The sequence below is a fragment of the Saccharothrix lopnurensis genome (genome assembly GCF_042658445.1).
GTDB classification, from domain to species: Bacteria; Actinomycetota; Actinomycetes; order Mycobacteriales; family Pseudonocardiaceae; genus Actinosynnema; species Actinosynnema lopnurensis.
In genome coordinates, this window is sequence record NZ_JBHSQO010000019.1 from 21283 (window position 1) to 35778 (window position 14496).

At 72.5% G+C, this 14496-nt stretch carries 15 protein-coding genes and 1 riboswitch; of the genes, 7 read left to right on the plus strand and 8 right to left on the minus strand.

All coding sequences use genetic code 11. From position 1 onward, the window contains the following. Positions 1 to 65 precede the first annotated feature (65 nt). The 5 genes from ACFP3R_RS19690 to ACFP3R_RS19710 all read right to left on the minus strand — a co-directional run bounded on the left by ACFP3R_RS19690 (position 66) and on the right by ACFP3R_RS19710 (position 4583). Positions 66 to 527, minus strand: coding sequence for a DUF4383 domain-containing protein (locus ACFP3R_RS19690; RefSeq protein WP_380637704.1), 462 nt, complete (start codon positions 525 to 527; stop codon positions 66 to 68). A gap of 105 nt (positions 528 to 632) precedes the next feature. After that, positions 633 to 1019, minus strand: a complete 387-nt coding sequence (locus ACFP3R_RS19695; RefSeq protein ID WP_380637705.1) for a hypothetical protein — start codon at positions 1017 to 1019, stop codon at positions 633 to 635. 418 nt (positions 1020 to 1437) lie between these two features. Further along, positions 1438 to 2283: an NYN domain-containing protein gene (locus tag ACFP3R_RS19700; RefSeq protein ID WP_380637706.1), complete on the minus strand. Its 846-nt coding sequence runs from the start codon at positions 2281 to 2283 to the stop codon at positions 1438 to 1440. A 165-nt stretch (positions 2284 to 2448) separates the two neighbouring features. Further along, complete coding sequence (locus ACFP3R_RS19705; RefSeq protein ID WP_380637707.1) at positions 2449 to 4125, minus strand: ribonuclease J; 1677 nt, start codon at positions 4123 to 4125, stop codon at positions 2449 to 2451. Between the two features lie 68 nt (positions 4126 to 4193). Continuing rightward, positions 4194 to 4583, minus strand: a complete 390-nt coding sequence (locus ACFP3R_RS19710; protein WP_380637876.1) for a MerR family transcriptional regulator — start codon at positions 4581 to 4583, stop codon at positions 4194 to 4196. 171 nt (positions 4584 to 4754) lie between these two features. On the opposite strand from ACFP3R_RS19710, the gene ACFP3R_RS19715 reads away from it, so the two are divergent. The 3 genes from ACFP3R_RS19715 to ACFP3R_RS19725 all read left to right on the plus strand — a co-directional run bounded on the left by ACFP3R_RS19715 (position 4755) and on the right by ACFP3R_RS19725 (position 8401). Next, positions 4755 to 6365 carry a peptide chain release factor 3 gene (locus ACFP3R_RS19715; RefSeq protein ID WP_380637708.1) on the plus strand — a complete coding sequence of 537 codons (1611 nt, stop codon included), beginning with the start codon at positions 4755 to 4757 and terminating at the stop codon, positions 6363 to 6365. Positions 6366 to 6430: 65 nt separating this feature from the next. Continuing rightward, a complete protein-coding gene (locus ACFP3R_RS19720) occupies positions 6431 to 6997 on the plus strand; it encodes a dihydrofolate reductase family protein (RefSeq protein WP_380637709.1) in 567 nt (188 codons plus the stop codon). Positions 6998 to 7135: 138 nt separating this feature from the next. Beyond that, positions 7136 to 8401, plus strand: a complete 1266-nt coding sequence (locus ACFP3R_RS19725; RefSeq protein ID WP_380637710.1) for a lysyl oxidase family protein — start codon at positions 7136 to 7138, stop codon at positions 8399 to 8401. A gap of 135 nt (positions 8402 to 8536) precedes the next feature. On the opposite strand, the gene ACFP3R_RS19730 is transcribed toward ACFP3R_RS19725, so the two are convergent. After that, a complete protein-coding gene (locus ACFP3R_RS19730; RefSeq protein WP_380637711.1) occupies positions 8537 to 8686 on the minus strand; it encodes a GNAT family N-acetyltransferase in 150 nt (49 codons plus the stop codon). 460 nt (positions 8687 to 9146) lie between these two features. Here ACFP3R_RS19730 and ACFP3R_RS19735 point away from each other — a divergent pair, with 460 nt between their 5' ends. Continuing rightward, positions 9147 to 9716: a DoxX family protein gene (locus ACFP3R_RS19735; protein ID WP_380637712.1), complete on the plus strand. Its 570-nt coding sequence runs from the start codon at positions 9147 to 9149 to the stop codon at positions 9714 to 9716. Positions 9717 to 9841: 125 nt separating this feature from the next. On the opposite strand, the gene ACFP3R_RS19740 is transcribed toward ACFP3R_RS19735, so the two are convergent. After that, the gene (locus tag ACFP3R_RS19740) at positions 9842 to 10324 is read right to left on the minus strand and encodes a GNAT family N-acetyltransferase (RefSeq protein WP_380637713.1); all 483 of its coding nucleotides are present in this window, start codon (positions 10322 to 10324) and stop codon (positions 9842 to 9844) included. 500 nt (positions 10325 to 10824) lie between these two features. On the opposite strand from ACFP3R_RS19740, the gene ACFP3R_RS19745 reads away from it, so the two are divergent. From ACFP3R_RS19745 to ACFP3R_RS19755, 3 genes are all read left to right on the plus strand, one after another. After that, positions 10825 to 11454 (plus strand): superoxide dismutase, encoded by a 630-nt coding sequence (locus ACFP3R_RS19745; RefSeq protein ID WP_380637715.1) that lies wholly within the window; start codon positions 10825 to 10827, stop codon positions 11452 to 11454. Between the two features lie 110 nt (positions 11455 to 11564). Beyond that, a complete protein-coding gene (locus ACFP3R_RS19750) occupies positions 11565 to 12086 on the plus strand; it encodes an SAM-dependent methyltransferase (protein ID WP_380637717.1) in 522 nt (173 codons plus the stop codon). A gap of 260 nt (positions 12087 to 12346) precedes the next feature. Beyond that, positions 12347 to 12483: riboswitch (cobalamin riboswitch) on the plus strand. Between the two features lie 57 nt (positions 12484 to 12540). Next, positions 12541 to 13539 (plus strand): prenyltransferase/squalene oxidase repeat-containing protein, encoded by a 999-nt coding sequence (locus ACFP3R_RS19755; protein ID WP_380637719.1) that lies wholly within the window; start codon positions 12541 to 12543, stop codon positions 13537 to 13539. A 34-nt stretch (positions 13540 to 13573) separates the two neighbouring features. Here ACFP3R_RS19755 and ACFP3R_RS19760 read toward each other — a convergent pair whose 3' ends face one another. Continuing rightward, positions 13574 to 14488 (minus strand): ABC transporter substrate-binding protein, encoded by a 915-nt coding sequence (locus ACFP3R_RS19760; protein WP_380637721.1) that lies wholly within the window; start codon positions 14486 to 14488, stop codon positions 13574 to 13576. Between the last annotated feature and the right edge of the window lie 8 nt (positions 14489 to 14496).

Consider the following 14496-nt stretch of genomic DNA (forward strand, 5'->3'; position numbering starts at 1 on the left):
CAGCCGGTCCCGCCCCTCCCGCACGACCGGGGCGAAGAACCCCGGTCAGCCCGGTGTCGACACCCTCAGCGCGAAGTCCCGGCCCGCGCGGCCCGGCCCAGGACGAGACCGAGGGCGATCATGCCGACGCCCAGGGCCAGGTGCAGCCAGTTGTCTGCGGCGTTGAGCGGGACGAAGTTCGCGGAGCTCTCGTGGTCGACGACCAGCCCGTAGAGCCACAGCACCAGGTACACCACGCCGCCACCGACGAGGAAGGCCAGCGCGCCGCCGGCGCTCCGGGCCAGGACCAGCCCCGCGACGCCGAACAGGAGGTGGACCACGTTGTGCAGCACCGAGACGGCGAAGATCCCGAGCAGCAGGGCGCCCGAGTGGTGCCCGGCGAAGCCGAGCTGGTCGTAGTTCGTGGTGATCCCGGGGATGAACCCGAGGATGCCGACGAGGAGGAACACCGCGCCGACCGCCGCGGCCGGTCGTCGTGCGGGGTGGTGCGCCGCGGTCGGGGGAGTGGTGGAACGTGCCGAGGTCATGGTGCTCGCCTTCTTCCGCTTCCGGTGGGGGACCGGTGCCAGGCGTTCGTCGCACCCCCGTTCCCGGATCGGACTTCCCGCGACCACGCCGAGCGGGGCACCACCTCACGACGGGCACGACACGGCACTTCCGCCACCGGGCAGCAGGTCGTCCCGCACCCACCCCGCGACCCCCTGGTCGACGGCGGACACGTAGGACCACGTCACCCCGTCGTTGCCGATGACCCAGCAGTGGTAGTCCAACCGCTGCCCCCGGAGGATGACCGCGGTGCGGCAGGACGTCCCCCACCCGCTGTACGCCCTCAGGTCCGTGGTCGCCACCGGGAACGGCAGCCCGTCGTCCAGGTTCGGCGGCCTGGTGGAGTCGCACGCGTGCTGCCGGCTCCCGACACCACCACCCGGCGCCGCACCGGCGGGCGCGGACCCCAGGACCACGCCGGCGACCACGAGCGCGGCGATCCCGCCCGCCACGAACCTCCTCGGTCGTGCCATCACCCTCAACTCCCCCTCGAACGTCGGATTCCCCGCACGGCGACAACGATGCCCAACGCGCGCGCCGGCCCCCCGCGCGGATTTCGATTCCGGACCGGCTGCCGCCCGGCCGACACGTCGAACCCGGCTCAGCGCACTCGCCGGAGCTCCCGTGATCAAGGCGGGCCTCACCACGCCATCGCGAGGCGGCGACGATCAAGCCCTTCACGACCCGCGGACCCAGGACACGGGAGTAGCGGAGCCCGATGACCGTCCGCCTGCGACAACTCCACGGTAGATCAGGGGGTCGCGGGTAGTCGAGGTCTCGATCAGGTGAGAGGTGTGCCCGACTCCTCGCGATCGTCCCGGGTCCCCGCGCCGACCCCGGTCGGCGCGCACGCGAGCAGGTGGAGCGCGTGCCGGCTTTCCCGGGCTCGGGTCATTCGGGTCGGATGGAGTAGGCCCGCGGGTACCGGTGCCCCGGGGGTGGGGTGGGGGAGCCGGTGAACGACACCGGCGTCCCGGTGGGCAGCGCGGTCCGGCTACCCGGCAGGTCGTCGCGGGAGGCGAACCACGAGCCGCCGCGGGTGTCGGTGATGAAACCGTGCGGCTGCCCCGCCTGCCAGCCCGTCACGGTGCCGCGCCGGCGGCCGCGCGGGGTGCCCGCGGGGGAGGCCACGGCCTCCCGCGAGCGCACGAACGGGGACCGCAGCGGCGAGTCGGGGTGGTCGGCGGGTGCGAACAGGTCGTCGAACGCGGGCGCCGAGGTCGCCGCCGCGCGCAGGGGCGCGGCGGTGCGCGGCGTCCACCTCGGTGGCGAGGTGGACGGGAACCACGGCATCCGGGCCTCGACCACCGGCACGACCACGGCGACCCCGCGCGCGGTCAACCTGTCGGCCAGCGGCGTGAAGTCGGCGTCCCCGGTGACCAGGACGACCCACTGCAACGGCGAGGTGGTGGCCCGGTCCCACACCTCCAGTGCGAAGTGGACGTCCACGCCCTTCTCCTTGCCGCCCAGCAGCGGGAGGTCGTGCCGGGTGACGCCCGCCGCGGCCAGGGCGGTGTCGAAGGAGGTCGCCGGGGTGTCGATGCGGCCGCGCACGTAGTGCGCCTCCGGCAGGAGGCACTCCTCGAAGGGGCGGCCGGTCTCGGCGTGGACGTGCCAGCGCAGGGCGTCGTGGAAGCCCTCCAGCGAGATCCGGGCCGACCTCGGGTGCACGGTCGCGTAGAAGTCGCTCAGGTACGCGAACCACGTCCCGTCGTAGAACACACCGATGCGCGGCACGAACGCTTCCTCCACCAGCTCGACCCGGCCCCGGCGCGGGCAGCCGCTGCCCGGGGTGTTCGGGAGGGGGCACGGGGCGGCGCGACCCGGTCCCGAGGACCGGCCGCGCCCCGCGGTGGTCGACCTCCCGGACCTCCGCGACCCCGGTGCCCGCCCCGGCGGGCCTCAGCCCTCGATGACGACGGGGATGACGACGGGACGTCGGCGGTTGATCCGGAACGCCCAGTTCTGCACCTCGCGGGCGATCAGCCGTTCGAGCTCCTCGAAGTCGGTGACCCCGCGTTCGTTCGCGCCGGCCAGGGCCTTCTCGATGGCGGGGACGGCGGGGGCGAAGGTGGAGGGGTCGTGCTCGAAGCCGTGGGCGATGAAGTCCGGCGGCTCGGCCAGGCGCCGGGTGTCGAGGTCGACGATCGCGACGACGGTGATGACGCCCTCCTCGCCGAGGGTGCGCCGCTGGGCCAGCGAGGCTTCGGTGACGCCGCCGACGGTCTGGCCGTCGACGTAGACGTTGTGGATCTCCACCTTGCCGGTGACCCGGACGCGCCCCTCGTGCAGGTCGACCACGTGGCCGTTGGCGGCGATGGGCACCTGGTCGCGGCGCACGCCGGTCCTGACGGCGAGTTCGGCGTTGGCGCGCAGGTGGCGCGCTTCGCCGTGCACGGGCAGCACGTTGGCGGGTTGCACGATGTTGTAGCAGTAGACGAGTTCGCCCGCGCTGGCGTGGCCGGACACGTGGACCTTGGCGTTGCCCTTGTGCACCACGTTCGCGCCGCGGTCGATCAGGCCGTTGATGACCCGGTAGATGGCGTTCTCGTTGCCGGGGATGAGCGAGCTGGCGAGCAGGACGGTGTCGCCCTCCTCGACCTGGATCGAGTGGTCGCCGCCCGCCATGCGGGACAGCGCCGCCATGGGCTCGCCCTGCGAGCCGGTGCAGACCAGCGTCACCTGGTGGGGTGGCAGGCGGTCCATGCGCTTGAGGTCGACCACCAGGCCGTCGGGCACCTTGAGGTAGCCCAGTTCGGTGGCCACGGCCATGTTGCGGACCATGGAGCGGCCGACGAAGGCGACCTTGCGGCCGTGGGTGTGGGCGGCGTCGAGGACCTGCTGGATGCGGTGCACGTGGCTGGCGAAGCTGGAGACGATGACCCGGCGCGGGGTGGTGCGGAACACCTCGTCGATGGCCGGGGCGAGGTCGCGCTCGGAGGTGGTGAAGCCGGGCACGTCGGCGTTGGTGGAGTCGACCAGGAACAGGTCCACGCCCTCCTCGCCGAGGCGGGCGAAGCCGCGCAGGTCGGTGATGCGGCCGTCGAGGGGGAACTGGTCCATCTTGAAGTCGCCGGTGTGCAGCACGAGGCCGGCGGCGGTGCGGATCGCGACGGCCAGGCTGTCCGGGATGGAGTGGTTGACCGCCAGGAACTCCAGGTCGAACGGTCCGCGCGACAGCCGCCGCCCCTCCTCGACCTCGATCGTCACCGGGGTGATGCGGTGCTCGACGAGCTTGGCCGCCAGCAGGGCCAGGGTCAGCCGCGAGCCGATGACCGGGATGTCGGCGCGCTCGCGCAGCAGGTAGGGCACGCCGCCGATGTGGTCCTCGTGCCCGTGGGTCAGCACGACCGCGACCACGTCGGCCAGCCGGTCGCGCAGGCAGCTCCAGTCGGGGAGGATGACGTCCACGCCGGGCTGGTGCTCCTCGGGGAACAGGACTCCGCAGTCGACGACGAGCAGCTTGCCCTCGTGCTCGAACACGGTCATGTTCCGGCCGATCTCACCGAGGCCGCCGAGGGCGATCACGCGGAGGGTGCCGGGGGCGAGGGCTGGTGGCGGGGTGGAGGTTCGAGCCATGGTCACAACCTCACGTTACGTGAGGGTGTGACGACGCGGAAAGCGACCCCGGTCCGAGCCTCCGGCCGTCAGCCATCAGTCGCCGGCCGCCGGCCGTCGGGCAGCCGGTCGCGCAGGGCGGCGGCGAAGTCCTCGGCGCCGCGCAGCTGGGCGCGGAGTTCCCCGCAGCGCTCCTCGGCCCTGGCGTGGAACCGGGCGAGGCGGTCGAGGTGCTCGCCGCGGTCGTCCCCGGGGGAGGGGAGGGCGTCGAGGATGCCGAGCAGTTCGCGCACCTCCTCCAGCTGGAAGCCCAGCGGTTTCATGCGCTTGATGACCTGGAGGCGGTCGACGTCGGGTTCGGTGTACAGGCGGAACCCGCCCTGGCTGCGGGCGTTGGGCACGACCAGTCCGACCTCCTCGTAGTAGCGGATCGTGCGCAGCGACAGACCGGTCCGCTCGGCCACCTCGCCGATCTGCATGTGCCCGCCCACGAGACCCCTTCCGAAACCGAGTACGTGACCGTCCCACCGCGACACCCGGTCGGGGGAAGAGGTCCGGGCGCCGGGCCCGCGCGATGGGGGGCACGGTCGAATACTAACGTGACGTAAGAGTAGAATCGCCGGTACCCGTCGAACCCCTGGAGCACGCGCATGACCACCGCCGGTCCGGTGACCGCCCCGTCCGCCGACGTGCTGCGGGAGGCGGATCGCCGCCGCACCTTCGCGGTGATCAGCCACCCCGACGCGGGCAAGTCCACGTTGACCGAGGCGTTGGCGCTGCACGCCAGGGTGATCTCCGAGGCGGGCGCGGTGCACGGCAAGGCCGGGCGGCGCGGCGTGGTGTCGGACTGGATGGAGATGGAGAAGGCCCGCGGCATCTCCATCACCTCCGCGGCCCTCCAGTTCGCCTACGGCGACGCGGTGGTCAACCTGCTCGACACCCCCGGTCACGCCGACTTCTCCGAGGACACCTACCGGGTGCTGTCGGCCGTGGACTCGGCGGTCATGCTGCTCGACGCCGCCAAGGGCCTGGAGCCGCAGACGCTCAAGCTGTTCGACGTGTGCCGCCACCGCGGCATCCCGGTGATCACGTTCGTCAACAAGTGGGACCGGCCCGGCCGCGACGCGCTGGAGCTGTGCGACGAGCTGGTGGAGCGCATCGGGCTGCAACCCATGCCGCTCACCTGGCCGGTCGGTGCCGCCGGCGACTTCCGCGGCGTGCTGGACCGCCGCGACGGGCACTTCATCCGCTACTCGCGCACCGTCGGCGGCGCCACCGCCGCCGGCGAGCAACGCCTCGACCCCGACGGCGCCCGCGCCGAGGAGGGCGACGGGTGGACCCGCGCGGTGGAGGAGTCCGACCTGCTGGCGGCCTCCGGCGGCGACTTCGACCTGGAGCGCTTCCTGGACGCCTCCGCCACCCCCGTGCTGTTCGGCTCGGCCGTGCTCAACTTCGGCGTGCGACACCTGCTGGACCTGCTGGTCGAACTCGCCCCGCGCCCCACCCCGCGCGTCGACGTGCGGACCCTGCCCCGACCGCTCGACGCGCCGTTCTCGGCGTTCGTGTTCAAGGTCCAGACCGGCATGGACCCGGCCCACCGCGACCAGGTCGCCTTCGCCCGCGTCTGCTCCGGGGTGTTCGAGCGCGGCATGGTCGTCACCAACGCCACCACCGGCAAGCCGTTCGCCACCAAGTACGCCCAGCAGGTCTTCGGCCAGCAGCGGTCCACCCTGGACACCGCCTACCCCGGCGACGTGATCGGCCTGGTCAACGCCACCGCGCTGCACGTGGGCGACACCCTGTTCGCCGGCCGGCCGCCCGTGCGCTTCCCCGGCCTGCCCAGCTTCGCGCCCGCGCACTTCGCCGTGGCCCGCCCGGCGGACCTGAGCCGTGCCAAGCAGTTCCGCCGGGGCATCGAGCAGCTGGCGTCCGAGGGCGTGGTCCAGGTCCTGCGCTCGGACCGGCGCGGTGACGGCACACCGGTCTTCGCCGCCGTCGGCCCGATGCAGTTCGAGGTCGCCACCCACCGCCTCGACGCCGAGTTCAAGTCCCCGGTGCGCCTGGAGCGGCTGCCCTACACCGTCGTGCGCCGCCTGCCCGACCTCGACCACCGCGGCGTGCTCGACAGCCGCGGCCACGAGGTGGTCACCCGCGCCGACGGCACCCACCTGGCCCTGTTCACCGACTCCACCGCCCTGGCCGTGCTGCGCCGCCTGCACCCCGAGGTCGTCCTCGAACCGCTCGTCGCGGGCACCGACTGACCCCGGCACGTCGGGCCGGTGTGGCGGTGCGATGAGCCGCTCGCCTTCCGGCAGTCTGTACCACCATGGGATTGTTGACCTACGGCATGAACGTCTCGCTGGACGGCTACACCGCCGACGCGAACGGCGGCCTCGACTGGAGCACGCCGGACGACGAGCTGCACCGGTACTGGAACGACCGGACCGGCCGGGTCGCGCTGTCGCTGTACGGGCGCAGGCTGTACGAGCTGATGTCGGCCCACTGGCCGACCGCCGAGCAGGCGCCCGACGTGCCCCCGGTGGAGGCCGAGTACGCCCGGCTGTGGCTCGCGATGCCGAAAGCGGTCTTCTCCCGGACCCTGGAATCGGTCGAGTGGAACTCCAGGCTGGAACGGGGTGACGTGGTCGAGACCGCCAGGAGGCTCAAGGCCGAGACCGACGGCCTGATGGAGGTGGGCGGCGCCACGCTCGCCGCACCGCTGGTCCAAGCCGGCCTCGTGGACGAGTTCCACGTGCTGATCACCCCGGTCGCGATCGGCGGCGGCACACCGTTCCTCCCGTCGCTGAACAGCTGGGTGAAGCTGGAACTCGTGGAGAACCGCACCTTCGGCTCGGGCGCGGTCCTCCTGCGCTACAAGACCGTCCGGGACTAGCGGACGCCGACGACCGGCCACCGGCGGGCTCCCCTGATCAGGAACATCCGCCCACGCCGACGATGCCCCCGATCGGCGGATCAGCCGATCGGGGGTCAGGACTGACGGGCGGCGCGTCATCGCGGGACGCTGGTCGGCATGAGAGGTGCGCGTCTGCTCGCAGTGGTGCCGGTGTTGCTCGTGACCGCCGCGGCCCCCGCGGTGGTGCTCGGTCCGGGGGTGGTGGTCGACTCGAACCGGTCGGAGTCCTGGCGCGGCCGGGTGGCCCTGGACGACCCGCGGGTGCGGGACGTGCCGGAGTGCCGACCGGTGGGGTGCGACCGGGTGGAGGTCGCGGTGCGGCTGCCCGAGCGGCTGCGGGACCGGTCGGGCGGGGTCGAGCTGGCGATCCGCACGGTCGGCGCCACCCCCGACGACAGCGTGGGCTTCGCCGTCTACCGGGGTGGCAGCCGGGTCGCCTTGGCCGACGCGCAGATCGGCACGTCGCGCTCCGTGTGGCTGCCCAAGACCACCGCCCGCTACACCGTCTACGTCTTCCCGAACCCGTTCGTGCCCGAGCTGGCGTCCCGCCTCGTGCGCTACGAGGGCCGGGTGGAGAACGAGGACTCCCGCGTCGACCCCGTGCCGCGTGACCTGCTGCCCGACCTGGAGGCGTTGCCGCAGCGCTTCGCGACCTTCGACACACCACCGCCGTTCTTCGGCGACGAGGCCGAGCCGGGCTCGTCGTGCTTCCGCAGCGAGGTCGAGGAGCAGGGCGCGCGCCGGTGCCTGCGGTTCGGCCAGGCCATGGCCAACACCGGTGACGGTCCGGTGGACGTCCGCTACGGCACGCCCGCCGGGCAGCGGCCGCACGAGGTGCCCGGCGCCCAGCGCGTCCACCGCTCCGACGGCACCTTCACCGACGTCCCGTCCGTGGGCGCCATGCACTACCACCCGATCCACTCGCACTACCACTTCGCGGACTTCTCCGTCTCCGAGCTGTGGGCCGTGGACGCCGCCGGTCGGCCGACCGGAACCGCCCCCGCCGCCACCGGGAGGAAGAACGGCTTCTGCATGGCCGACACCGAGCTGGTGTGGTGGGACCGGAAGGGCAACGCGCCGCAGACCTACCCGGCACCCCGCTGCCTGGACCCCGAACCGAACTCGCCACCCGGCGTCGACGCGTTCAAGAACGGCATCTCCCGGGGTTGGGCCGACGAGTACTGGTGGGCGCTGCCCGACCAGATGATCGAGGTGGGCGACCTGACGGACGGCACGTATGCCCTCGTCACCCGCATCGACCCCGCGAACAGGCTGCGCGAACTCGACGAGGGCGACAACTGCGTGCGCGTGCCCATCACGCTGACGGGCCTCGCCACCGGCACGCCGACAGCGGCGCTGGGGAGCCCCGCCGTGCCCTGCTGAACACCGACGTGGCCGGCGAGGTGCTCAGTCGGTCGAGGACGGCTCCCGCGGGTGGGTCGCGGCGGCGATCGTTCGGGTGCGGCGGTGACCGGAAGGCCCGTGGGTGGCGGTGGTCGTGCCGCGGCGGAGTTCGGATCAGCCGGTCGCGCCTCCCGGGCGTCGCAGGTCCAGCCACATGACGCGCAGGCCGACGTGCCCCAGGGTGGGGTGGCGGAACGCTCCGGGGGCGGTGCCGAGGGTGACGAACCCGAGGCTCTCGTACAGGTGGACCGCGGCCGTGTTCACCTCGACGACGGCGTTGAACTGGACCGCCGCGAACCCTCGCCGGCGCGCCCAGCAGCCAGGTCCGCCTCGCGTCGACCTCGCTCATGTCGGGGTCGTAGGGAAGAGCCCGCTGCCCGGTGATGACGTCGTGGATGATCGGCCAGATCCGGGGCCAGTCGTCTTCACGGGCCTCGCGGATCGTGACGGCCGGCACCACGCGGTGCCGGTGATCGGGCACGTCGTTCACCGCCGAGGCGCGGAACTCGGTCATGGGGCCGGTGCGATCCAGGACTGCACCCGCCGAGCCGGTGGGTCGCCGCGCCCGCCGGGGTCGACTTCCTCGGGTGGGCAGGCCGGACGCCGTGATCAGCACGGGAACCTCCCGGCCAACAGCGGTTACGGAAAGTGATGCAAAACAGGCAAATCGGTTACTCTGGGCTGTAGTAGACAGGCAAGTTAGCTTAGCCTAAGTTAACCGATCGTGTCTGAACCCTCGCTGACCGAACCCGGTCCCCTGTCCACCGCCAAGTCCACGCTCGGGACAGACCTGGGCCTGCTCATCCTGCGCGTCGTCCTCGGTGTGATCTTCATCGGCAAGGGGGCGGAGAAGCTCTTCGGCGCCTTCGGCGGCCCCGGCCTGGAGGGGTTCGCCCGCCAGCTCGACGCCCCCGGTGACAGCGGATGGGGGTTCCACGGACCCACGATGCTGCTGTCCTGGGTGTCCGGCCTGACCGAGTTCGGCGGGGGCGTGCTGATCCTGCTCGGCCTGTTCACCCCGCTCGGCGCCGCCGCGCTGCTCGGGATGGCCATCAACCTGCTCGTGCTCAAGTGGGGCGCGCCGCTGCTGCCCAACCCCGGGCGCAACATCGCAGTGGACGTGATGCAGGCATCGATGATCCTCGCCGTCCTGTTCGCCGGGTCGGGCCGGTTCGCCGTCGACTCGACGTTCGGGCTCGGCCGCCGCCTCCAGCGCGATCCCGTGCGCTACGGCCTGGCCGGGTTCGCGCTCGCCGTGGTCGTGGCCACCGGGGTGCTGGTCATCTTCCGCTAGCCCCGTCTTTCGCACGTGGGGTGAGTGGGGCGCTCCCCGGCGGGGCGGCGTGATCGGTTGGTTTCACCGGAATGGCGAGAGCAACGGGGTGGGCCGGAGCCTGCGACACCGGCCCACCCCGTTGCTCAGAGTGCCTTCGTGTAGTTGACGTTCGGGAACGGCGTGAAACCGAGCGACTCGTACAACGCGCGCGCGGGAGAGTGGAAGTCGTCCCCGCCGGTTCCGATGGAGACCACGGCCATCCCGGCAGCCCTCATGTGCGTCACCGCGTGCTCGACCAACGCCTGCCCCACCCCGAGGCGCCTGTGTCGTGCTGCCACCGCGAGGATGTCGACCTCTCCGTGCCGCTCGGCATCCTGGGTGATCCAACCGATGTAGCCCGCCACCTGCTCATCGACCCGTGCGACGGCGGCGAACCTGCCGTGCTCCGGATCGTGCACGGCGCTGAGGTGGCGTCGGTAGTCCTCCTTCCAGTCCCCGTGCCGGTTCATGAACACGGGATCACCGACGACCGGGCGGAAGGAGTCCTCGTAGAACGGCCTGAAGACATCGATCGTCAGGTCGAGAACCGCGGGGAGATCCTCGGTACGCAGTGGACGGATGTCCATGGGAGTGCGCCTTTCGCTGAGAGCGGGAACCCGGGAGTCGTCGCCCGACCCGGGAACCACGACGGCCCCGTCTCGTGGCCACCACCGGATACGCGTGCGACCTGCCGCGAAGCACTCCGTGCCGGCCACCGAGCTTCCCCGACGACCCGAGGCAGCTGTTGCCTGGCTGCGGCCGGTGCCGCCGGGATGGTAGCCGGTTCGGTCCGGGCGGTGTGCCGAGCGGTGTCGTTCTCGGCCTCGTCGCGGGTGCGCCAGGACCGTCGCTGGACCAGTTCGACCTTGAACGTGGAGAAGACGTTCTCCATCAGGGCGTCGAGCCGCCGATCGATTCCGCCGAGGGCGGGATTCCGTTGTCCGTCAACCGTTCGGCGAACCTCATAGCCGTGTGGGTGGACCGGGGTCCGGTCGCCATCACCCGGGTTCGGCACGTGGCCGAGTTGCCACAAAGTTGTTCTTGCTAGATAGTGGCAACAACCCACCACGGAGTTCCCGGAGAGCTGATGAGCCAGTACGTGCTGCCGGACCTGCCCTACGACTACGCGGCGCTGGAGCCCGCGATCACGGGCGAGATCCTGGAGCTGCACCACAGCAAGCACCACGCCGCCTACGTCAAGGGCGCCAACGACAGCCTCGAACGGTTGGCGGAGACGCGGGAGAAGGAGGACTTCTCGGGCATCGTCGGCCTGGAGAAGACCTTCGCGTTCAACCTGTCCGGGCACGTCCTGCACACGATGTTCTGGGACAACCTGAGCCCCGACGGCGGCGACCGCCCCGACGGCGAGCTGCGGGCGGCCATCGACGAGCACTTCGGCTCGTTCGACGCCTTCGCCAAGCAGCTCTCCGCCGCCACCACGCTGGTGCAGGGCTCGGGCTGGGGCGTGCTGGCCTGGGAGCCGTTGTCCGGGCGCTTGGTCGTGGAGCAGGTCTACGACCACCACGGCAACGTCGGCATGAACACCACCCCGGTGCTGGTGTTCGACGCCTGGGAGCACGCCTACTACCTCCAGTACCGCAACGTGCGCCCCGACTACGTGCAGAAGCTGTGGTCGCTGGTCAACTGGGCCGACGTGACCCGCCGCTTCGACGCCGCCCGCGCCGGCGGCTCCGGGCTGGTCGCGCCGTCGAAGTAGCCCTCCGAAGACCGGCAGTGGGTGCTCCGACAGACCACGCACTGCCACCGTGCCCCTGCCTCTCGCAAGAGGCGGGGGCACGGCTCTGGACGCGGTCGCGGCGCGCGGACGTGTGCGAGCGGCTGATCGCCGAGCACCCGGGGTCCGGTGAGACCGGCGCGTTCCTGGTGTGGGGCGATCCGGCGCTCTACGACAGCGTCATCGCCGTGGTGGACGACGTCCTCGCGCGCGGCACCACCGGGTTCGACGTGCGGGTCGTGCCGGGCATCAGCATCATCTCGGCCCTGGCCGCGCGCCACCGCACCACGGTCGACCAGGTCTCGGTCGCGGTGCGGATCACCACCGGCCGCCGGCCGGCGCGGGGCTGGCCGGAGTGCGTGGACGACGTCCTGGTGGTGCTCGACTCCCGCGACGCGTTCCCCGGGTTCGTCGACGAGCCCGGGGTGACCGTCCACTGGGGAGCCTGCGTCGGCACGCCCGACGAGATCCTGATCGCCGGACCGCTGCCCGAGGTTGCCGACCGGATCATCGAAGCGCGCGAACGGGCCCGTGCCGCCAAGGGGTGGATCATGGACAGCTACCTGCTGCGCCGCCCGGCGGGCCGGTCGACCGCGCCGAACACGTCGGCGTAGAACGGGGTGTCCGGCGGCTCGACCGGTGCGGGCCGGCCGTGGACCACCCCGGCGACCCCGTCGCCGCGCCGGGCGAGGACGAGCTGGTCGCCGCCGCTGCGCGGAGGCGGGTATCCGCCGCACCTACCGCCTGGCCCGGCGACGGGCGGTCGTCGCCTCCAGGACCGTCGAGGTGTGACCGCGCGGTGCGCGGAAGTCGTTCCCGCGCACCGCGTTCGCCATTCCGAAGCGCCGGATGGCCGATTGACCCGCGAGCCGGGGGTGACAGGCTGGGCGGGTCAACCGAATACGCGCGGTGCGGGGGAAGTCCGGTGTGAATCCGGCGCTGACCCGCAACGGTGTGCCACCCCTCCAAAGGGTTGGCGAGCCCGATTACCCGCTCCGCGCGGCGCACCAACTCCTGTCGTGGCTCGCGGGAAAGGGTTCATCGTCCATGAGACGTCGTGTTCTTGCTGTGCTCGCACTGCTGTGCGGCCTGTCGCTGCTCGTCCCGTCCACCGCCTCCGCCGTACCGGCGACGCACAACCGGGCGGACGCCGCCGCCGGGTGGCTGGCCCGCCAGATGGTCGACGGCGAGCGCTTCGAGGTCGACTTCGGCGGCGTGCTCCACCCCGACGCGGGCCTGACGATCGACGGGGTGTTCGCGTTCGCCGCGGCCCGCACCGCCGATGACCACGCAGATCGCGCGATCGCCTGGTTGTCCCAACCCACCGTCACCAGCGGGTACGTCGGTGATGGCGGGGAGGCGTACGTGGGCGCGCACGCCAAGCTGCTGCTCGCCGCCCAGGTCGCGGGGGCGAACCCGGCCTCGTTCGGCGGGGTGGACCTGCACGCCGGGCTGCTGGCGCTGCTCACCCCGTCCGGCCGGTTCTCCGACAACTCGGCGTTCGGCGACTACAGCAACGCCTTCAGCCAGTCCCTGGCCCTGCTGGCGCTGGACCGCACCTCCGCCGGCGCGCCCGTCCCGGCGGTGGACTTCCTGGTCGGCACCCAGTGCCCGGACGGCGGCTTCCCGCTGGACCCGGCGGCCACGCCGTGCGTGAGCGATGTGGACTCCACCGCGATGGCCACCCAGGCGCTCCGGGCCGTGGGCCGGCCGGGCAAGGCGCAGCAGGGCCTGTCCTGGCTGGTGGGCGTGCAGCACACCAACGGCGGCTTCGGCGTGGGCACCAACCCGCCCAACGCCAACAGCACCGGCCTGGCCCGCCAGGCGCTCAAGGCCGGCGGCCGCGACGCCGCCGCCCGCAAGGCCAAGCAGTTCCTCAAGTCCCTCCAGGTCGACTGCGCCGGCCCGGTCGAGCAGCGCGGCGCCGTCGCCTGGCAGGCCACGGGCTTCGACCCGGCCACCGCGACCCGCGCCACCGCCCAGGCGGTCCTCGGGCTGGCCGACGTCGGGCTGGCCGACCTGCACAGCGGCGGCAAATCCGGCGCTCCCGTCCTCGCCTGCGCCTGACGTCACCGGTAGCCGCCACCCGACCGGGTGGCGGCTACCCCGCCGTGAGCGTCACCCGGCGGGCCTCGGCAGGACTCACGGGCTCACCCACCGCGACGTCGTGGAGCACGTGGGCCAGTACTTCCGCGCCGCGCACGACGCGTGGGCCGGGGCGGTTGAAGTAGGCGGGACCGTCGAGCACCCACACCTCGCCGGTGCGCACAGCGGGCAGCTCCGACCACCCGGGCCGGCCGGTCAGCACGTCCAGTTCGGACAGCGTCCGCTCCGGGGACAGGCCGCACGGCATGAGCAGCACCACGTCGGGGCGCGCGTCGAGCACGGCGGACCACTCGACCGGGGAGGTGTGCTCGCCCGCCCCGGCGAGCAGCGGGTCACCACCCGCACGGGTGACCTGCTCGGGCACCCAGTGCCCGGCGGGCCACACCGGGTCCAGCCACTCGACCGCCGCCACGCGCGGCCTCGCCCGCCCGGCCACCGCCGCCGCGACCGCGGCCAAGCGGGCCTCCAGCGCGGTGACGCGCTCCTCGGTGTCGTCGACGCCGAGCAACCCGCCGACGCGGCGCACGCAGTCCAGCACGCCCGCCGTCGTGCGGGGCTCCAGGCTCACCACGCGCGGGCCGACGTCCATGACGCGCACGGCGTCGGTGACCCGCTGGTAGGACACCGCGCACACCTCGCACAGGTCCTGGGTGAGCACCACGTCCGGGGCGAGTTCGGCGAGCAGGTCGGAGTCCAGCGAGTACAGCGACGACCCCCGGTGGCCCCCGACCGCGGCGGAGATCTCCCGGCTGCTCAACCGATCGGGGTCCAGCCCGGTCGCGGTGACCACGGGCACCGACGCGACCTCGGCGGGCCAGTCGCACTCGTGGGTGCGCCCCACCAGGTCCCCCACGCGTCCCAGTTCCGCGACGATGTCCGTGGCGGCGGGCAGCAACGACACGATTCGCATCGGCCCAG